The sequence below is a fragment of the Cupriavidus sp. H18C1 genome (assembly GCF_049311595.1).
In the GTDB taxonomy this organism is placed as follows: Bacteria; Pseudomonadota; Gammaproteobacteria; order Burkholderiales; family Burkholderiaceae; genus Cupriavidus; species Cupriavidus cauae.
On sequence record NZ_CP186009.1, the window covers coordinates 990,165 to 1,010,175 of the forward strand.

Annotated in this window: 8 protein-coding genes and 5 pseudogenes; 4 read left to right on the forward strand and 9 right to left on the reverse strand. The window is 70.8% G+C overall.

Features of this window, described 5'->3' with window-relative positions; all coding sequences use genetic code 11:
- Nucleotides 1–12 precede the first annotated feature (12 nt).
- Nucleotides 13–684, forward strand: a complete 672-nt coding sequence (locus OJJOAM_RS20320; RefSeq protein WP_149316305.1) for a MarC family protein — start codon at nt 13–15, stop codon at nt 682–684.
- Nucleotides 685–784: 100 nt separating this feature from the next.
- Here OJJOAM_RS20320 and OJJOAM_RS20325 read toward each other — a convergent pair whose 3' ends face one another.
- Nucleotides 785–2,218, reverse strand: a complete 1,434-nt coding sequence (locus OJJOAM_RS20325; RefSeq protein ID WP_422650906.1) for a methyl-accepting chemotaxis protein — start codon at nt 2,216–2,218, stop codon at nt 785–787.
- Nucleotides 2,219–2,639: 421 nt separating this feature from the next.
- On the opposite strand from OJJOAM_RS20325, the pseudogene OJJOAM_RS20330 reads away from it, so the two are divergent.
- Both OJJOAM_RS20330 and OJJOAM_RS20335 read left to right on the forward strand, forming a co-directional pair.
- A pseudogene (locus OJJOAM_RS20330) lies at nt 2,640–3,498 on the forward strand (SDR family oxidoreductase).
- A 177-nt stretch (nt 3,499–3,675) separates the two neighbouring features.
- Nucleotides 3,676–5,823: an ATP-binding protein gene (locus OJJOAM_RS20335; RefSeq protein WP_422650907.1), complete on the forward strand. Its 2,148-nt coding sequence runs from the start codon at nt 3,676–3,678 to the stop codon at nt 5,821–5,823.
- A gap of 102 nt (nt 5,824–5,925) precedes the next feature.
- Here OJJOAM_RS20335 and treY read toward each other — a convergent pair whose 3' ends face one another.
- The 5 genes and pseudogenes from treY to OJJOAM_RS20360 all read right to left on the reverse strand — a co-directional run bounded on the left by treY (nt 5,926) and on the right by OJJOAM_RS20360 (nt 15,354).
- Nucleotides 5,926–7,920, reverse strand: a complete 1,995-nt coding sequence (treY, locus tag OJJOAM_RS20340) for a malto-oligosyltrehalose synthase (RefSeq protein WP_422650908.1) — start codon at nt 7,918–7,920, stop codon at nt 5,926–5,928.
- A gap of 280 nt (nt 7,921–8,200) precedes the next feature.
- Nucleotides 8,201–8,653, reverse strand: a pseudogene (locus OJJOAM_RS20345) (alpha-amylase family glycosyl hydrolase); the annotation flags it as partial.
- Nucleotides 8,654–8,672: 19 nt separating this feature from the next.
- Complete coding sequence (locus OJJOAM_RS20350; protein ID WP_422650909.1) at nt 8,673–10,733, reverse strand: alpha-amylase family glycosyl hydrolase; 2,061 nt, start codon at nt 10,731–10,733, stop codon at nt 8,673–8,675.
- 84 nt (nt 10,734–10,817) lie between these two features.
- Entirely contained in the window at nt 10,818–12,587 is a 1,770-nt protein-coding gene (gene glgA / locus OJJOAM_RS20355; RefSeq protein WP_422650910.1) for a glycogen synthase GlgA, read from the reverse strand.
- Between the two features lie 241 nt (nt 12,588–12,828).
- Nucleotides 12,829–15,354: pseudogene (locus tag OJJOAM_RS20360) on the reverse strand (glycogen/starch/alpha-glucan phosphorylase).
- 596 nt (nt 15,355–15,950) lie between these two features.
- On the opposite strand from OJJOAM_RS20360, the pseudogene OJJOAM_RS20365 reads away from it, so the two are divergent.
- Nucleotides 15,951–16,969, forward strand: a pseudogene (locus tag OJJOAM_RS20365) (DNA topoisomerase IB).
- Nucleotides 16,970–16,976: 7 nt separating this feature from the next.
- Here OJJOAM_RS20365 and OJJOAM_RS20370 read toward each other — a convergent pair.
- The 3 genes and pseudogenes from OJJOAM_RS20370 to malQ form a co-directional block, all read right to left on the reverse strand.
- Nucleotides 16,977–17,342 carry a response regulator gene (locus OJJOAM_RS20370; protein ID WP_422650911.1) on the reverse strand — a complete coding sequence of 122 codons (366 nt, stop codon included), beginning with the start codon at nt 17,340–17,342 and terminating at the stop codon, nt 16,977–16,979.
- Between the two features lie 183 nt (nt 17,343–17,525).
- Nucleotides 17,526–18,092: a 4-alpha-glucanotransferase gene (locus OJJOAM_RS20375; protein ID WP_422650992.1), complete on the reverse strand. Its 567-nt coding sequence runs from the start codon at nt 18,090–18,092 to the stop codon at nt 17,526–17,528.
- Between the two features lie 151 nt (nt 18,093–18,243).
- Nucleotides 18,244–19,866, reverse strand: a pseudogene (malQ, locus tag OJJOAM_RS20380) (4-alpha-glucanotransferase); the annotation flags it as partial.
- Nucleotides 19,867–20,011: the final 145 nt, after the last annotated feature.

A 20,011-nucleotide genomic window follows, 5' to 3' on the forward strand; every position in this document is an offset into this window, starting at 1 on the left:
TAGGCGCGCACAATGGGCATCCTGAGCTTGAGCAATCTGGTGGCGGAATTCCTGCTCGCGTTCTCCGCGCTGCTCAGTATCATCAACCCGTTCGGCATGGCCTTCGTGCTGTTCGACCGGACCCGCTTCCTGACCGTCGAGGAGCGCCGCAAGCTGAGCCGCCAGGTCGCGATCAATTCGCTGATCGTGCTGCTGGTGACCTTCTTCCTCGGCACCGCGATCCTCGGCTTCTTCGGCATCTCGCTGCAGGCGCTGCGCCTGGCCGGCGGCTTCGTGGTGGCGTTCAGCGGCTGGACCATGCTGAACGCGCCGACGCAGCCCGCCGAGAAGCGCATCGAATCGGTCTCGACCGGCGACGTCACCCAGATGGCGTTTTTCCCGCTGACGATTCCGCTGACCACCGGCCCCGGCTCGATTGCCACCGCGATCGCACTGAACGCCAGCCGCAGCCGCGAATGGCGCGATGCGATCGAGTCCGCGGTGGTGTCGGTGACGGTCAGTGTCGCCGTGGCGATCGTCGTCTATGTGGTCTACAGCCGCGCCGAACTGCTGGCCCGCGTGCTCGGACCGGAAGGCACCAACGTCGTCACGCGCCTGTCGGCCTTCCTGCTGCTGTGCATCGGCGTGCAGATCATGATGACCGGCATCAGCGAATACCTGACGACGCTGCCGGGCCTGGGCTGAGCGCCGGCATCGCGCGCACCCCCGCACCCCCGCACCCCCCGCACCCCCCGCACCCCCGCACCGCCCGGCGGCGCGTGCGGATGGCCGGTCATCCCGCGACCTAATCCAGCCTGAACTGTCCCACCGCGCCGGTCAGCCGCGCCAGTTGCTGCTGCTGGCGCGCGACCTCTTCCGCGGTCTGGTCGACATGGTCGGCGTTCTGGCGCGACGCCGCGTCGATGCCGGCGATATTTACCTCCACCTGATCGATGCCGGCGCGCTGTCCGCCGGTGGCGAGCGCCATCTGGTCGACGATGGCGGCGAGCCGCGCGACGCTGGCCTCGAGCTCGCCCATCGTGCTGCCCGCGGTGCCGACCAGCTCCGAGCCGGCGCGCGCGCGGTCGACCGATTCGCCGATCAGCGCGCGGATCTCCTTGGCCGCCGCGGCGCTGCGCTGCGCCAACGTGCGCACCTCACCCGCGACCACCGCGAAGCCGCGGCCCTGCTCGCCCGCGCGCGCGGCCTCGACCGAGGCGTTCAGCGCGAGGATATTGGTCTGGAACGCGATGCCGTCGATCACGCCGATGATGTCGGCGATCCGTTCGCTGGCCGCATGGATCTCGCCCATCGTGCGGATGACCGAGCCTATCACCTCGCCGCCCTGCGCGGCCACCGCGCGCGACGTGCCCGCCAGCGTGTGGGCCGCCTGCGCGTGGTCCGCGTTCTCGTGGGCGCTGCGGCGCAGCGCGCTCATCGCCGTGACGATTTCCTCCAGCGCGCGCTGCTGGCTGTGCGTACGTTCGGCCAGCACCGTATTGCGCTGCAGGATGTCGCCGGAGGCGGCCGCCGCCTCCGCCGCGCTGTCGTGCACCTGCAGCAGCGTGCCGCGCACCGCGTCCAGCGTGGCCTGGAACGAGCGCGCCAGCGCGCTGGCCGGCCGCGGCGCGCCGGCGCGCGCCGGCGTCAGCGTCAGGTAGCCGGGATCGCTGCCGATGCGCGCGGCCAGCGCCGCCAGTTCGCCGGCGGAGCGGGCGTCGGCCTCCATCCGATGGGCCAGCACCACCAGCACCGCGGTCTGCACCACGACGAAGGCCGCATGCAGCAGCACGATGCCCAGGCCCGGCTCGGTGAAGCAGATCACGCCCCAGCCCCAGGTCTGGAAATAGTTGAAGCTCAGGTGGTGCACGGCGATCAGCGCCGCGGCCAGCAGGATCGGCCGGAAGTCGCGATAGGCCAGCAGCACGGACAGCAGCACGAACACCGCGAAGTGGTACTCGGCCTGCCCGTGCGCCTGGTGGATCAGCAGCCCGACCATCGCCATCGAGATCGCCGCGGTCGCCAATCGCGTGCCGAGCCGGCCCGGCAGCGCCGCGGCCCACAGGCTGGCCGCCGCCGACAGCGGCAGGCCGACCGCCAGGCTCGGGCCGAGCGTGCCGTAGCGCCAGCCCGTCAGCAGCGATGCCGCCCACAGCAGCCAGATCGTTCCGACCAGCAGGCGGTCGGCGCGCCGGTGGACGGCCTCCAGCAGCGTGCCGGCGGCCTGCGCCTCCGGCAAGCGTTCATCCGGTCGCGTGGCGGTGTGACCCGCTTCCGCGCGCAAAGCGAGCGTGCTGCTACCCATTCGACCCCCTGTCGTTGCAATTTCGCATTCGTTGTGGATGTTGTTATCGCGGCCGCACGACGGCATGCCGCCGCACCGACGATATCGGCAGATCGGAGGCGGACCTTAGGCCGGACGCGGTCATGGTTTACCCGCAAGGACGCGGGACGACCGGTGTCGCCGGTAAGGATTGCCAGCGCGGTTGTAAGGAGGAGAGCGCCGGGGCGGGGCCATCCGGACCGATGAGCGGGGTAGAAGCGGCTGGGGCGGGGAAGGACGCCATATGCCGGCGGCGGCATGAAAGTTGCGGCCCCACGGCAAGGTGCCACGCGCCAGGCGTGGCGTTCGCCAACGTTTGCCAGACAGGAGAAAGCCCATGGCCACACCCGAGCAACTCCCGCCGCAGCACCAGGACCGGCAGCCCGGCCTGGAAAGCGAAATGCATCCGAAGCCCGACAGCGGCGCCGACGACTATGTCGGCAGCGGCCAGCTGACCGGCAAGGTCGCACTGATCAGCGGGGGGCGACAGCGGCATCGGCCGCGCCGTCGCGGTGGCCTTCGCGCGCGAGGGCGCCGATGTCGCGGTGGCCTATCTGAACGAGCACGAGGACGCCAAGGAAACCGCAAGGCTGGTCGAGGAAGCGGGCCGCCGCTGCCTGCTGATGGACGGCGATCTCGGCGACAGCGCCCATGCCGCGCAGGTCGTCGAGCGGACCGTCAAGGAACTCGGCAAGCTGGACATCCTCGTCAACAACGCGGCCGAGCAGCATCCGAAGCAGCAGCCCGAGCAGATCGACGAGGCCCAGGTCGAGGCGACCTTCCGCACCAATGTCTTCGCGATGTTCCACCTGACCCGCGCCGCGCTGCCGCATCTGCAGCCTGGCTCGGCCATCGTCAATACCACCTCGGTCACCGCCTATCGCGGCAGCGCGCACCTGCTCGACTATTCGTCGACCAAGGGCGCGATCGTCTCGTTCACGCGCTCGCTGGCGCTGCAGGTGGTCAAGCGCGGCATCCGTGTCAACGGCGTGGCGCCGGGCCCGATCTGGACCCCGTTGATCCCGTCGACCTTCCCGCCGGAGCAGGTCGAGAAGTTCGGCAAGGAGACGCCGATGGGCCGCCCCGGCCAGCCGTTCGAGGTGGCGGCCGGCTTCGTCTTCCTGGCCTCGCGCGCGGCCAGCTATATCACCGGGCAGGTGCTGCATATCAACGGCGGCGAGGTGATCAACGGCTAGGCAAAGGCAAGTTTCGTTGTGGCAAGGGATCGATGGGTCGTCCGGCACCGGCCCATCGGGGGGGGCGCTCGCGCTTGACGTTCGGGGCTCGGCGTCTAACCTGAATGCTTGCTGGGGTAAGCTGCGCATTCGTGCAGTGGCCGCCATCGCGGTTGCCCGGTCCAGCCCCTTGCCACCATGCCCCACAGCTATCTCGGCACGCGCCACTACTTCGCCACGCAGCGCCGTACCCTGGTCGCGCTGCTGTTCGGCGCGATCCTGTTCCCCGCGGCGGTGCTGGCCACCTGGGCGTGGCTGTCGCTGCGCGCGGACGTGGCCGAGGCCGAGCAGCGCTCCGCGCGGCTCGCCCGCGTGATTCAGGAGCACGCCAGCAAGGTCTTCGAAGGCAATCACCAGATCAACAGCCGCATCCGCGATGCCACCGCGGGCTGGAGCAACGCGCAGCTGCGGCAGCACGAGGACGACATCCATACCCGCCTGGCCGATATCGTCGGCGGCCTGCCGCAGGCGTCGTCGCTGGCGGTCTACGACGAGCAGGGCGTGCTGCTGGCCAGCAGCCGCTTCTACCCGGTGCCACGCGTATCGATCAGCGAGCGCGAGGATTTCCGCGCGATCGTCGGCGGGCTGCGTCCGTTCGACGTGACCGGCGTCGTTACCGACAAGGTGGTACCCGAGCGGGTGATCAACGTCAGCATGCCGCGGCTCGGTCCCGATGCGAATGTCGCCGGGCTGGTGTCGGTGGCTTTGCGCCCCTCGTATTTCGCCGACTTCTATCGCGACGTGCTGAGCCAGGAGACCGGCGCCGAGGCCGCGCTGGTGCGCGGCGACGGCGTCGTGCTGGCCGCATATCCGGACAGCGTGTCCGAGCACGTGCCCGATGCGGTGCGGGAGGGGCTGCAGCGGGTATCGGAAGGGTCCGGCGACAGCGTCGCGCGGATGGCGGGCCTGGGCGGCGACGACAGCATCGTCGCGCACTGGTCGATGGGCAGCGGGCTGCTGCACGCGGTGGTCGGCATTCCGATGCGCGTGATCCACGCGCAGTGGCGGCACCGGCTGTATATCGGCGCGACCGTTGCGGCGATCCCCGCCTTCGCGCTGTGGGCGCTGGCCTGGGTGAGCCTGCGCCGGCTCAAGCGCGAGGAGCAGTCGTATTTGCGCTGGCAGGAGGAGGTCACGCGCCGGCAGGAGGTCGAGGAGCGCTATCGCCAGTCGCGCAAGCTCGAGGCGGTGGGGCATCTGATCACCTCCGTCGCGCACGACTTCCGCAACGTGCTGTCGGTGATCTCGTTCAATACCGACCTGATGATCACGCGCCCCGATGTCGCGCGCGAGAAGGCGCTGGCCGGCATCAAGCGCAGCGTGGCGAGCGGCGTCGCGCTGAGCAACCAGCTGATCGGCATGGCCCGCAAGCGCCAGCACCGCAAGGAGGTCCTGCTGCTGCCGCAGGAAGCCGAGGGCTGGACGCCGCTGATCCGCTCGACGCTGGGGCCGCGCGTGCAACTGCGCTACGAGATCGATCCGGCCTGCTGGCCGGTATGCGCCGACAAGAACGAACTCGAACTGGCGATGATGAACCTGGCCTCGAACGCGCGCGATGCGATGCCCAGCGGCGGCCAGTTCGTGGTCGCGGCGACGAACGTGACGCTCGATGGCAGCCGCCCCGGCGGCATGCGCGGCAACTACGTCTGCCTGTCGGCGCGCGACAACGGCAAGGGCATGCCGCCGGAGGTGGTCGAGCGGGTCTTCGAGCCGCTGTTCACCACCAAGACCGCGGGCCTGGGCAGCGGCCTCGGACTGGCGCAGGTGCACGATTTCTGCCGCGAGGTCGACGGCGTGGCGGTGATCGACTCCGAGGTCGCCAAGGGCACCACGGTGCGGCTCTATCTGCCGGCCTGGCAGCATGGCGACAGCCATGCGCGCACGCGCTGGGGGGCCGGCGCCAGCGCGGTGCTGATCGTCGCCGACCAGCCGCGCAGCGTGCAGAGCGCGGTCGAATCGCTGCAGGCCACCGGCCATCGCGTGACGCTGGTGCGCGACGAGGCCGAGGCGATGGCGGCGACCGACCGCTACGGCTTCGACCTGGTGATCGCGGATGCGCGCCTCGGTCCCGCGCTCGGCGGGCTGGCGCTGCGCGATCGGCTGACCCGCAGCTTTCCCTTCCTGCCGGTGATCCTGATGACCGACGACGCCGACATGATCGCGCTCGCATCGGTGTCGGGGCTGCCGTTCCTGCTCAAGCCCTGGAACGCGCAGACGCTGGTCAAGGCCGGCATCCTGGCGCCCGCGCGGGCCGTGGACGGCCAGTCGAGCCCGTCGCGGCTGTAGCGCTCAGCCGGCACCGCTCTGACGGTACCGATTCGGACGGTACCCATACAGACGGCACCGGTCGGCAGATGCGCACCGCACGGTGGCATCGGCGCAGACCCCTCAGCCGGTACGGCGCAGCAGCGCGACCGGGAGCGGGTCCAGCACGTCGGCCACGCGCAGCCGGCCGTTCGGCGCCGACAGCGTGCGCCCTGTCAGCGCATCGGACCAGCGGCTGGCGCCGGGTTCGCCGACGCACAGCAACGTGTCGCCCCACGCCGCCTGCGCAATGGCGGGCCGGTCCTGCACCAGCCGTGCGGCCAGCCGCGCGGTGATGGCGATGACGCGGTCGCCGCCGTGGCGCCGCTCGAACGCCAGCACATGCGAGGCCGCCGGACCCTCGCCATGCAGTTGCCGGTAACCGCCATCGCGGAACAGCGCCGGCTGCGCCTGACGCGCGGCCAGCAGCGCCCGCACCAGCTGCACCTTGATGCGTCCGTCGCGCCATTGTTCGAGCCAGGTCTGCCAGCCGGCCGTGCAGGCCAGCGCCGCGCGCAGCGCGTCGTAATCGACCGGGCGGCGGTTGTCGGGATCGACCAGGCTGAAGTCCCAGCCCTCCGTGCCCTGATAGCGGTCCGGCACGCCGGGCGCGGTCAGCTGCAGCAGCGTCTGCGCCAGGCTGTTGAGCGCGCCGGCCGGTGCGATGCGCTGCGCGAAGCGCGCCACGCTGCCGAGCAGGTCGCCCTGCGCCATCGCCTGCAGCAGCCCCGCGTAGGCCTGTTCGTAGCCCTCGTCCGGCCGGGTCCAGTGGCCGTGCCGCTTGGCCTCGCGCACCGCCTTGGTCTGCCACGCGCGCACGCGCTCGAGCAGCGCCTGCACATCCTGGTCGCCGGCATCGCGGTCGGCGGGCAGCTCGGGCGGCCAGATGCCGACCAGGGTTTGATACAGCATCAGCCGGTCGGACCCATCGGGGCCGGCGCGGTCGCCGGAGCCCGCCAGCCGCAGGGCGCGGGCTTCCCACTCGCCGACCGCGGCCTGCCATTCCGGCGCCAGTTCGCTCAGCACCGCGAGCCGCATCCGCATGTCCTCGCCGCGCTTGTGGTCGTGGGTCGCGGTCGCCAGCATCGCGTGCGGCCAGACCTGCGCGCGTACCGCCATGCGCGCGTGGAAGCGATCCGGCGGCATCGCCAGCGTGGCGGGGTGGCTGCCCACCTCGTTGCGCGACAGCAGCCGCCCGTAGCGGTAGAACATCGTGTCCTCCGCGGCCTTGGCAGCCAGCGGCGGCATCAACTGCTGCACGCGGGCGCGCGCCTCGCGCAGCGCGCCGCTGGCATGCGGACCCGCGCAGAGCCAGGCCAGCAGCCGATCGACGGTGGCGGTGTCGTCGGGCCGGACCGCGCGGCGCGCCACCTCGGCGGCGGTCTCCAGCCGCAGGCGGTCCTCGCGCGACCACGCATGCTCGCCCAGATAGGTGCGATAGACCTCCAGCGGCTCGAGCAGCGCGGCCAGCGCGCGGCGCCAGCTCGCCAGCGTCAGGTCGCGCGTGGCGGGCTCCGCGCGCGCGCAGGCATGCAGGCGTCGGCAGGCGCCTTCGAATTCGGTGACGAGAAAGCGCGACAGCAGATGGCGGCGCGCCTGGCGCACCTGCTCGCCATACTCCTCGCTGTCGCCGCTGACCTGCTGCCACAGCGTCGTCAACGCCGTTTCGCCGGCACCGTCGTGCAGCACCGCGCCAACCTCGTCCATGAAGTCGTAGCCGGTGGTGCCGTCGACCTGCCATTCGGTGCGCAGCGTTTCGCTCTCGGCCAGGATCTTCTCGATCACGATCCACGGGCGCGCGCCGCGCGCCGCCATCGCGGCGTTCAGTTGCCCGCGCAGCTGCTGGCAATAGCCGCCCGGGTCGGCCAGGCCATCGACATGGTCGACCCGCACGCCGTCGATCAGGCCGTCCCTGGCCAGCCGCAGCACCAGCGCGTGCACGTCGTCGAATACCGGCGGCTGCTCGACGCGCACCGCGACGAGTTCGCTGACCTCGAAGAAGCGCCGCCAGTTCAGTTCGTCCGCCGCGGTGCGCCACCAGGCGAGCCGATAGTTCTGCTGCTCCAGCAGCGCATGCAAGGCGTTCCACGCCGCCCGGCGCCGCCGTATCGAAGCCAGCGCCGTCGCGGCCGGCGTCGAACGCGGCCATCGACTCCTCGGACAGCGGCACCTCGTGTTCGCCGTACTGCAGCCAATGGCGCTGGCCGTCGCTGCGCACCGCGATCTCGCCGGCCTGCAGCGTTTCCCAGTACGGGCGGCCCAGGATCGGCAGCAGCACCTTGCCATGCAGTTCGGGATCGGGCGAATGCCAGTCGATATCGAAGTGCCCGGCGTAGGGACTCTCCGCGCCGCGCGCCAGCACGTCGGCCCACCAGCGGTTGTGGGTCGAGCTGGCGGCCATGTGGTTGGGCACGATGTCGATGATCACGCCGAGCCCGGCCGCCCGCGCGCGGCCGGCCAGCGCCTGGAAGCCGGCCTCGCCGCCGAGTTCGGGGTTGATCTGCTGGAAGTCGGTGACGTCGTAGCCGTGCGTCGAGCCTGGTTTGGCGGTGAAGATCGGCGACAGGTACAGATGGCTGACGCCGAGCGAGGCGAGATAGTCGACCTGGCGCTGCGCGTCGGCGAAGGTGAAGCCGGCATGCAGCTGCAGCCTTGCCGTGGCGCGCGGCACGATGGTGTTGCCGCGTTCGGCGGCGCGATCGGCGGGGTAATCGGCGGCGCGATCGGCAGCGGGATCGGCGGGGTGCGCGGCCGGATGCGCGGCCGGATGCGCGGCGGCGGAATGCGATTCGTTGCTCGAGGCTGACGACATGGTGGCAAGCGCCCGGCGTTCAGCCGGCGGTGTGTTCGGACGGCGTCTGCTGCCCGGATTGCAGATAGGCGACCGTGACGCCGGCGGGCAGCGTGCCCTTCTCCAGCTGGCGCGCGGCGCCGGCCTCGCTCTCGGCCAGCAGCTCGCCTCGCGGCGCGTCGCCGCAGGAAACGACCGCGTCGCCGAGATTGGCCCACAGCGTCAGCAGCGCGCCGTCGCCCATGCGCCAGCTCGCGCGCACCGCCGCGTCGCCGAGCACGTCGACGCCTTCGCAGCGCGTGCCGGGCAGCCGCGGCAGCAGTTCGCGCCGGCGCAGCGTGATCAGCGACTTGTAGTACTGCGCGTCGTCGCCTTCCGGATCGAACTCCGGACGCGACGCCTCGAAGGTGGTCGGCGCGTTCGGGTCAGGAATGCTGTGGGCGCGCGCGCCGTCGGCAAAGCCGGCCATCGAGCCGAACTCGCGGCGGCGGCCTTCGCGCACGGCCTCGGCCAGCTCGGGCGGATGGCTGGTGAAATAGAGGAAGGGCGTGCGCGTGCCGCCTTCCTCGCCCATGAACACCATCGGGATCTGTGGGCACAGCATCTGCAGCGCGATCGCGGCGCGCAGCGGGCGCGGCTGGGCCAGCGCGGTGATGCGCTCGCCGAACGCGCGGTTGCCGATCTGGTCGTGGTTCTGCAGGAAGCTGATGAAGGCGGTCGGCGGCAGATGCGCGCTGCGCTGTCCGCGATGGACGGGCTTGTCGCCGCCCGTCTCGCGCGTGCGGTGCGGCGACGCCTCGCCCTGATAGGCGAAGCCCTCGGCCAGCACGCGCGCCAGATGTCGGGTGGTGGGACCGAGCGGCTGATGATCGCCGCGCGGCGCCGCGTCCTGGTCGTAGGCGCGGCCGTAGTCGGGGCCGGGATGGCTGCCGGAGTCGGCCCGGTGCGCGGCGTCGGCACCGGCGCCGAATTCGGGCGCGACCACCGCGCCATAGTCGGCGTAATAGCCGTCGTGTTCGCCGGTCAGCAGCACATGCAGCACGTGGTGTGCGTCGTCGTTCCACTGCGCGTCGTAGCCGCCGGCGAGCAGCTCGGCGTCGTTGTGGTCGTTCTCCAGCACCAGATGGATCTGTCGGCCCGCGCAGCGCTGCCGCAGCGTCGGCGCCAGTTCGGCCAGCCAGCCCTCGTCGGCGATGGCATGCACGGCGTCGAGCCGCAGCCCGTCGAAGCGGAAGTCCTCGAGCCAGTAGCAGGCGTTCTCGGTGAAGAAGTCGCGCACCTCCTGGCGGCGGAAGTCGATCGCCGGACCCCAGGGAGTACGGACGTCCTCGCGGAAGAAGGCGCTGGCGTAGCGCGGCAGATAGTTGCCCTCCGGGCCGAAGTGGTTGTAGACCACGTCGAGCAGCACCATCATGCCCAGCCCGTGCGCGGCGTCGATCAGCGCGCGCAGCTGGTCGGGCGTGCCGTAGCTCGATTCCGGCGCGAACGGCAGCACGCCGTCGTAGCCCCAGTTGCGGCTGCCGGGAAACTCGGCCAGCGGCATCAGCTCGACCGCGGTAAAGCCCAGCGCCGCCAGCCGCGGCAGTTCGCGCGCCGCGCCGGCGTAGCCGCCGCACAGGCCGACGTGCATTTCGTAAATGATGGCTTCGTGCCAGGGCCGGCCCTGCCAGTAGGGATGGCACCACTGATAAGTGGTCGGATTGACGACCACGCTGGCGCCGTGCACGTCGCCGGCCTGCGCGCGCGAGGCCGGGTCCGGCACGATGGTGCCGTCGCCGAGACGGAACCAGTAGCGCGCGCCTTCGCAACAGGCAACGATGGCCTCGAACCAGCCGTCGCCGGCGGGCGTCATCAGCACCGGGCCGGCGTCGTGGATCTCGAGCCGGGGGATTTCGCCCTGTGCCGCCATATCGGGCGCCCACAGCCGGAAACAGGTGCGGCCGTCGGCCAGCCGCAGGGGGCCGAAGCGCGGCTGGTGCGCCGGCGCGGCTTCAGACGCGCTGCCCAGCGGTGCGGGCGCCGGCGCGGTGCCCAACGTTTCCCAGCCGCCGCGCGGCTGGGCCGCGGCCGCTGCGGCGGCGGGGTTCGGCTCTACGCTCATGATGAATTCCGTATCGATTGAAAGCACGCGGCGGGAGCGGCGGCGCGCGGCCCGCGCACCTTGCCGTCCCGCCGGCTTGCGGCATCAGGCGGCCGCTGTCGGCAGCGCATCGCCGAACCCGCCGCTGGTGCCGGCCGCACCGGCCTGCGCCGGCACCGCGCCGCGGTCCACCCCGGCGCTGCGACTGCGCCGCCGCGACGGCGAGGCCTGGATCGCGAGTTCGGGCGTCGGCTCGGGCGCCATGACAGGGGTGCTGGCGGGCGTGGAACGCGGCACGCGCTGCGGCGAGCGTTGCGGCTGGGGCACGGCCTCGACCTGCGCCACTTCCGTCGCCCGTTGCGCGGCGCGCTGCATCGCCAGCGCCGAGGCCAGGGCCGGCGACAGCGCGCTGTACAGCGACAGGTATTGCTCGGCCGGCCGCGTCCAGCAGAACAGCGCCTGCATGCCGGCGCGCTGCAGCACCTTCCACGCGCGCGGACGCCGCAGCCATTGCAGCGCGCGCTCGATCGCCGCGCTCATCGCCTCGGCGGTCTCGCCGTCGAACAGGAAGCCGGTCGCCCCGGGCTGCGGTGTCGACCCATGGCCGGCGTCGCGCACCGTATCGACCAGGCCGCCGACGCGCGAGGCGACCGGCACCGTGCCATAGCGCATCGCGTAGACCGGGGTCAGGCCGAAGGGCTCGAAGCGGCTGCCGTGCAGCAGCACGTCGGCGCCCGCATGCAGCAGGTGCGCGGTTTCCTCGCGGTAGCCGATCGACACGCCGACGCGATCCGGATAACGCGCGGCCAGCGCCTCGAAGCCGCGCTCGATGGCGGCCTCGCCGCAGCCCAGCACGGCGAACTGCACGCGGTCGTCGGCCTGCAGCGCGCGCTCGATGGCGCCCAGCGCCACGTCGGCCATCTTCTGGTGGGTCAGGCGGCTGCCCATCGCGACCAGCGGCGCGGCCGGATCGGCCGGCAGCCCGAAGCGGTTCTGCAGCGCGGCCTTGCAGGCCCGCTTGCCGGCCATCGCATTCGGCGTATAGCAGTGCGGCAGCAGATCGTCGCTGGCCGGGTCCCAGTCCTCGGTATCGATGCCGTTGGGGATCGCGCCCAGCACCTCGCGCCGCGCCTGCAGCAGTCCTTCCAGCCCGTGGCCGAACTGCGGCGTCAGCATCTCCTGCGCATAGTTGTGGCTGACCGTGGTGACGCGGTCGGCGTAGCGGATGCCGGCCTTCAGGAAATTGAGCTTGCCCCAGAACTCGACGCCGTCGGACGTCAGGCACTCTTCCGGCAGGCCGAGCTGCCCCGCCAGGCACAGCGGGAAGATGCCCTGGAATGCGAGGTTGTGGATCGTCAGGATGCTCGGCGTGTCGAGGCCGGCGGCGCGCATCAGGAGCGGCGTCAACCCGGCATGCCAGTCGTGGGCGTGCACGGCGGCGGGCACCGGCAGCGGCGTGCGGCCCGCGGCGATGGCGGTCGCCGCATGCGCCAGCGCCGCGAAGCGCTGCGGATTGTCGGCAAAGTCGCGACCGGTCGGGTCGGTGTACGGCGTGCCGGCGCGGTCATAGAACGAGGGGCAGTCGAGCAGGGCGACCTGCACGTTGCTGCCCGGCATGCGGCCAGCCATCAGCCGCATCGCACTATGCCCGGGTGCCAGCGCCAGCCCGGGCGCGTTCTCGGCAAGTTTCAGCGCGCCGAGGCTGCGTAGCCCCACGGCGCGAGCCAGGGCCTGCGGATAGCCCGGCATCAAGATCGTGACATCGAGGCCCCGCTGCTGCAGGGCGCGGGCCAGCCCGCTGACGACATCTCCCAAGCCGCCTGTCTTGGCCAAGGGCATGGCCTCGGCCGCCACGAATAGCACGTTCGTGTTCAAGTTGATCTCCGCCATTCTGAGTGCGCTGGTGGTGGGGCGGCGGTCGGGCTGCACCGCCGCTGCTGCGCTTCACTCGCGGAGCGTCGTTGCATGGCGTCGGCGCGTGAAGCGTTGATGCCATGCGAATGGCATGCCAGCGTGGCGGATGTTTCGCAAAGGCTTTGCGTTCAACGGTTTGCGTAACCGGTTCGTAACTGTTGAAACAAGCAATGCGTAAAGCCTCCGCCGGCCGATGTAAGAACTACATGCCGGGGCCGCCCTTGTGCCGCGTGCCCGCCGTGCTCATCGCGGCGCGATGCAGCAGCGGCACCGGCACCGGTTTCACGCGCCAGATCCGCTCGCAGTACTCCCGAATCGCACGGTCGGACGAAAAACGGCCCGAGCGCGCGCACGACAGCACCGACATCCGCTGCCAGCGCGGCTGGTCGGTGAACGCGGTCGACACGTCCTGCTGGCAATGCAGATAGGAGGCGAAGTCGGCCAGCAACATATAGGGATCGTGCTGCAGCAACCCGCCGAAGATCGGCTGGAATACCGACGGATCGCCGCGCGAGAAAAGCCCTGGCCGATCAGGTCGATCACGGCGCGCAGCTCGGCATGGCTCTCGTAGCAGGCGGCCGGCCGGTAGCCGGCGGCCTTCAGCGCGTAGACCTCGGCGGCCGACAGGCCGAACGGGAAGAAGTGGTCGGGGCCGATCGCTTCGCGCAGCTCGATGTTGGCGCCGTCCATGGTGCCGATCGTGATCGCGCCGTTCATCGCGAACTTCATGTTGCCGGTGCCCGAAGCCTCCTTGCCGGCCAGCGAGATCTGCTCGGACAGGTCGGCGGCCGGATAGATCTTCTGCCCATAGGTCACATTGAAGTTGGGCAGGAACACCACCTTGAGCCGGTCGCGCACCTGCGGATCTCGGTTGATGACGTCACCCACCGACGTGATCAGCCGGATCATCAGCTTGGCGTAGTGGTAGCCCGGGGCCGCCTTGCCGGCGAACAGGAAGGTGCGCGGCACGATGTCCGCGTTCGGGTCGGACTTGATCCGGTGATACAGCGCGACGATGTGCAGCACCGCCAGATGCTGGCGCTTGTATTCATGGATGCGCTTGACCATCACGTCGAACATCGACGACGGGTCGACCACCACGCCGGTGGTCTCGCGCACCAGCCGCGCCAGGTCTTCCTTGTTCTCGCGCCGCGCCGCCTGCCACCGGTCGCGAAAACCGGTGTCGTCGGCGTACGGCTCGAGCTCCCGCAGCCTGTCGAGGTCGCCGATCCAGCCGTCGCCGATCGACTCGCACACCAGCCGCGACAGCCGGGGATTGGACAGCGCCAGCCAGCGCCGCGGCGTGACGCCGTTGGTGATGCTGGTGAACTTCTCCGGCCACATGGCGTAGAAGTCCTTCAGCACGTCCTCGCGCATCAGACGCGAATGCAGCTCGGCCACGCCGTTGATGGTATGGCTGCCGACGCAGGCAAGATGCGCCATCCGCACATGGCGCTGGCCGCGCTCGTCGATCAGCGACAGGCGCGACAGCTGCGACTCGTCGCCGAAGAAGCGGATGCGCACCTCGTGCAGGAAGCGCGCGTTGATCTCGTAGATGATTTCCAGATGGCGCGGCAGCGTGCGCTGGAAGAGCGGCAGCGGCCACATCTCGAGCGCTTCCGGCAGCAGCGTGTGGTTGGTATAGGCGAAGGCCTGCCGGGTGATCTGCCAGGCTTCGTCCCAGGCCACGCCGTGCTCGTCGACCAGCAGCCGCATCAGCTCGGCGATGCCGATGGCCGGATGGGTGTCGTTGAGCTGGACGGCAAACTTTTCATGAAACCGGGTGACCGGAATGCCGTGCGCGTCCAGCAGCCGCAGCATGTCCTGCAGCGAGCACGACACGAAGAAATACTGCTGCTCGAGCCGCAGTTCCTTGCCCTGCTCGGTCTCGTCGTTCGGGTAGAGCACCTTGGTCAGGTTCTCGGAGGTCACCTTCTTGCTGACCGCGCCCAGATAGTCGCCGCGATTGAACACGCCGAAGTCGAAGGCCTCGGTCGCCTCCGCCCGCCATAGCCGCAATGTGTTGACGGTGTTGACCTGATAGCCAAGGATCGGCGAGTCGAACGGCACGCCGACCACCGTCTTGGCGGGCACCCAGCGCACCCGGTAGTGGCCGCGGTCGTCGGTGTAGTGCTCGGTCTGGCCGCCCAGCTTGACCTGCACCGCCCATTCGGAACGCTGGATCTCCCACGGATTGCCGTGGCGCAGCCAGGTATCGGTGCTCTCGACCTGCATGCCGTCGATGATCGACTGGTGGAAGATGCCGTACTCGTAGCGGATGCCGTAGCCGAGTGCCGGGATCTGCATCGTCGCCAGCGAATCGAGGAAGCACGCCGCCAGCCGGCCGAGGCCGCCGTTGCCCAGGCCCGGCTCCAGCTCCTGCGCCAGCACCGTGTCGAGGTCCAGGCCGAGCTCGGCCATGGTCTCCTTGACCTCGTCGAAGATGCCCAGATTGACGAGGTTGTTGCCCAGGTGGGGGGCCGAGCAGGAATTCGGCGGACAGATAGGCGACCGTGCGCGAGGGCTGGCCCAGATAGGTTTCCGCGGTACTGATCCAGCGCTGCACCAGCCGGTCGCGCACCGTATGGGCAAGTGCCTGATACAGATCGTTGGGACTGGCAAGCCCGGGCAGCTTGCCCTGCGTGTAGAAGACATGGTCGAGGAAGGCGCGGCGGATGGTCGCGCCCGACATCGCGGTGCGGGTGTCCTCGTGGCTGTCGGCGGGCATGGTTTCGGCGAGCTGGGCCCGGGCGGCTTGCGACATGGCGGTCCTCCGGTTGGGAAAACCGGAGGGAGTTGCAAGAGACGTACCTTGCCCCGGGTAAGCGGGTTTTGCTGGCCCGGACGGGTAGGGCGCCGGGCGGTTCTTGCCAATTATTGGTGAGTTTGTAGAAAACGGTTAGGACTGCGGTTCCTCGGCGGCCGTTTGCTGTGCCCGGCGATCCCGGTCAGCGGCGAACGCAGATCACCGATCCCTAGGTGAACGACAGCGGGCGGACACTGCCATGTCGGCTCTTTCCTACAAGCGATTGCGCGCGCGGCGGGATGTGCCGGGGGGCGACGGGGACTAATGTCGGAATGCCATCTCGACAAACGGCGCCGCACGACGCGACGAGCGTCGCAACCAGCGTCGCAACAAGCGGCGCGACGGACGGTGCCACAACGGCGCGGCCACCGCGCCGGACGGGAAGGGTGGAGACGGGAGCCACGATGCGCGCTTCGACGCCAGCCGCTGAGAGCGTGACAGCAGGAACGACGGCGGGAACCACGGCAGCAACCACCGCGGCGGCCACGGCGGCGACTGCAGTTGCAGCGCGCGAGACGCTGCCGCCCGGGGTCCGCTATGTCAACGACACCGGGCCCGGCATCACGCGGCGCCTGGTGCGCGGCCGCTTCGCCTATTTCGCGCCGGACGGCACCCGCATCCGCGATCGCGACACCATTGCCCGCATCGACGCGCTGGCGATTCCCCCGCTTACCAGGACGTCTGGATCTGCCCCGACCCCCGCGGCCATATCCAGGCCACCGGCCGCGACGCCCGCGGCCGCAAGCAGTACCGCTACCACCCGGCCTGGATCGCGCTGCGCGACGAGGAACAAGTACGACCGTCTGCTCGCGTTCGGCCGCGCATTGCCGCGGCTGCGGCGCCGCGCGCGCCGCGATCTCCAGCGCAACGGCATTCCGCGCGAGAAGGTGCTGGCCGCCGTGCTGCTGCTGCTCGACGCCACGCTGGTGCGGGTCGGCAGCCGCCGCTACGCGCGCCAGAACCGCACCTATGGACTGACCACGCTGCGCCGCCGCCATGTGCAGGTGCGCGGCAGCCGGCTGCGCTTCCTGTTTTACCGGCAAGAGCGGCGTCGAGCACGACGTCACGCTGCAGGACCGCCAGCTCGCGCGGCTGGTGCGCACCTGCGCGGACCTGCCGGGCCAGCACCTGTTCAAGTACCGCGACGAGGACGGGGGAGATCCGCGAGGTCGGCTCGGACGATGTCAACGCCTACCTGCGCGAGGTGGCCGGCGAGGACTTCACCGCCAAGGACTTCCGCACCTGGGCCGGCAGCGTGCATGCGCTGGCCGAACTGCGCAAGGCGCCGGTGGCGGAAACCGAGGCCGCCCGCAAGCGCGCGGTGGCGGCCACCATCAAGATCGTGGCCCGGCGCCTGCGCAATACGGTGGCGGTATGCCGGCAGTGCTATGTCCACCCGACGGTGGTCGACGCCTATATGAACGAGCAGATGGCGGCCTGCGCGCAGTGCCGCCGCGCGGTGAGGGCGCTGAGCATGGACGAGACCCGGCTGCTGGCGTTGCTGGAAGGGCAGAGCGCCGCGGCCGGCCGCGGCTAGCGCGGCGTCAGGCGGGGCCGCTGTGTTCCAGCAGCTCGTCGATGGTGCGGATCAGCGTGTCCGGCGCGCACGGCTTGCGGCAGTAGCGCACGTTCGGATTCGGCACCTCGGGCAGAGTCTGGATGCTGGAGAAAACGACAATCGGTGTACGACTTAGCGACGCGTCGCCGAGCAGCAGATGGCACAGCAGCGCGCCGTCGCCGCGCGGCATCACCCAGTCGGTAACCACCACCGACGGGTGCAGCCGCTGTGCGGCATCGAAGCCGGCCAGCCCATCTTCGGCCAACTCGACGCTAAATCCCGCGCGGCTCAGCGCGCTGGCCACTGCATGGGCCACGGCAGGATCGTCATCGACGACGAGTACGGTTCGCACGGTGAGACCTTGTGTTGGCAGATCGCAATCGTTCCGACCTTGCCATGCAAGCGGCGCGCCAGGGGGCGGCGGCAGCGGCCGCTGCGAGCCGTGACGGTATGACGGTATGCCGTGCGGCGTCCCGGTGTCCAGGCGTGCGGACGTGAGGCGTGAGGCGCGAGGGCCTGCGCGCCGTCCGGCCTCTCAACCCTTGGGCGCGCGGCCCGAGCGCAGTGCCTCGATGCGCCGCTGGACCCCGGCCTGGCCGAACAGGGTCTGCACATCGAAGCGCAGCCGGCGCTGCCAGTTCGGATGGCCGCTGGTGGTGCCCGGCAGATTGGGCTGCTCGACATCGGCCAGCAGGTCCTCGACCGGTACCAGCCGCAGCGGCGTGCGCGCGCGCGACAGCCAGGCCAGGATCGTCGCCACCGGCGCGCGGTCGGGGTCGGGTGCCTCGCCCCTGGCGAGTCCCGCTTCGCACAGCGCCTGCCACAGCGCCTCCCGGTCGCGGGCGCGCTCGGCGCGCGCGCCGGCCTCGGTCACGTCCGGGCCGAGCTGGTCCAGGCGGGCGCGCCAGGTGATGTCCTGCCCCGCCCACCACCCGGCAATGGTCGGCAGATCGTGCGTGGTCGAGGTCGCGATCGCGTTGGGCGGCCAGCGTTCGGGCGGCACGAAGGGGGGCGGGGGCCTCCGGCGCGGGCGTCGCCGTGTTTTCCGCCGGTTGCGGTACGGGTTGGCTGCGGGTGTCGCCTGGCGCGCGGCCGCTCGCATTGCTGTTCATCGCGCCGGTCTCTTCGCTGGTCGAGCGCCCGGTGGATTTGCCGCCGGCGCTTCCCGCCGTCCCGTCCTTGCCTTCGCTCTCCGGCTGCGCCCGCTCGAACCACAGCACATCGATGCCCAGCATGCCGCGCTCGGCCAGCGTGGTATTGAAGGTGGCAGGCACCGTGCCCAGGTTCTCGCCGATGATGATCGCGCGATGGCGCCACGATTCCAGCGCGATCAGCCGCAGCAGGTCGTCCATCGGGTAGCGCAGATAGGCGCCCGATTGCGGCGGCACGCCTTCCGGCACCAGCCAGACGCGCGCCAGCCCGAGGGCATGGTCGATGCGCAGCCCGCCGACGTGCGCCAGGTTCGCCCGCAGCATCTCGATGAAGGCCGTGTAGCCATGCCGGCGCAGCCCGCGCGGCGAAAACACCGTGATGCCCCAGCTCTGCCCCAGCGGGTTGTACACATCGGGCGGAGCGCCGGCCGAAAACCCCTGCAGCATCTCGTTCTGCCGGGTCCAGGCGTGGCTTCCGGTGGGATCGGTGCCGACCGCCAGGTCGCCGATCAGCCCGATCGCCATGCCGGCATCGCGGGCACTGCGCTGTGCGGCACGCAAACCGTCCTCGGCCATCCATTGCAGGAACACGTGGTAGCCGATCTCGTCGGGGAAGGCGCTGGCGAAGGCGGTCAGCGCGGCGTCCTGCGGCGAGCGATGCGTGACGGGCCAGCGCCTCCAGTCCGCGGCCACCTGCATCTCGGCGCGCGTCCCCGCCTCGGCCACGTGCTGCGCCTGTAGGGCCTCGAAGGCGGCGTGCGCCAGCAGCGGCGTGCCGCCCTTGCTGCGGAACAGCGCCAGGTCGTCGGCGGCGTCGGCGGGCAGCAGCTGGTCCCGGTGGTCCCACAGCCAGCGCGTGATCTTCAGCCGCGCCTGCGCCACGGCCGGCCAGTCGATCTCGGCCTTCGCTTCGAGCGTCTGCATGATCCCGCCCAGCTGCAGCGCCGAGATGGCGCGCGCCACCGCGGCGTGGCCGAACACCGGCGCCGGGTCGGCATACAGCACGTTCAGGAATAACCGGCTGGACGGCGAGTAGGGGCTGTAGCGTTCGGGAAAGGCGGCAAAGCCGGCGTGCAGCGGGCTGATCGCGACCGCGTCGGCACCTTCGCGGGCGGCCGCCTCGGCGAACATCGCCAGCGCGCTCAGGTCGCCCATGCCGGCCGGCGCGCCGCGGCGCAGCCCGTAGACCTGCACCGACGGGCCCCAGGGCTTGCGCCGCATCCGCTCCTGCTCGGACAGGCCGATGCCGCGCAGCGCGTCCTGCACGCCGAAGCAGCGTGACGGCGCGACCGCGACCTTCACCTCGACATCGCCCATCAGCAGGCGATGGTAGCCGGCGCTCTGCACGGCCGGCACGATCAGCGCGCCGCGCGCATCGCGCCGGGCGACGCCGGTCTGCACGCTGCCGTCCTCCAGTTCGAGCCGGAACGGCTGCTCCTGACGGGTATGCGCCAGCGGCACGCGGATCGGCTTGCCCTGGTCGGCGGTCAGCAGCGGCGCCAGCGCGGTGGCGGCATCGTCGGCCAGCATGCGGGCGCGCGAGGCCTCGCACTGGCCGATGGTCTTGCACGGCAGGCCCAGCCGTTCGAGCACGGTGCGCAGCGATTCCTCGGGGACCACGCGATCGCGCCCCTGGGCATCCTGCCAATGCACCAGCAGGCCGGCGCGCTCGGCGAGCAGGTGCAGCGATGCTAGCGCGGCATCGGGATTGGCTTGGCGCGGCATGGTGAGACTCCTTTGTGGCTGGCTGGTGGGATGGCGGACGTTGGCGGACGTTGGCGGCCGGCGGCCTGTGATCGGGTGGCCGGATCGGGTCCCGGATCGGGTCGCCGAAGGTCGCCGAATCCGGTCGCCCGCCGCACCGGGCCGA

What these genes read in the sequence shown, in the direction of transcription:
- OJJOAM_RS20320 (WP_149316305.1), top strand. Translation starts at nt 13, where the DNA reads ATGGGCATCCTGAGCTTGAGCAATCTGGTGGCGGAATTCCTGCTCGCG.
- OJJOAM_RS20335 (WP_422650907.1), top strand. Translation starts at nt 3,676, where the DNA reads ATGCCCCACAGCTATCTCGGCACGCGCCACTACTTCGCCACGCAGCGC.
- OJJOAM_RS20350 (WP_422650909.1), bottom strand. Translation starts at nt 10,733, where the DNA reads ATGAGCGTAGAGCCGAACCCCGCCGCCGCAGCGGCCGCGGCCCAGCCG.
- OJJOAM_RS20375 (WP_422650992.1), bottom strand. Translation starts at nt 18,092, where the DNA reads ATGCGAGCGGCCGCGCGCCAGGCGACACCCGCAGCCAACCCGTACCGC.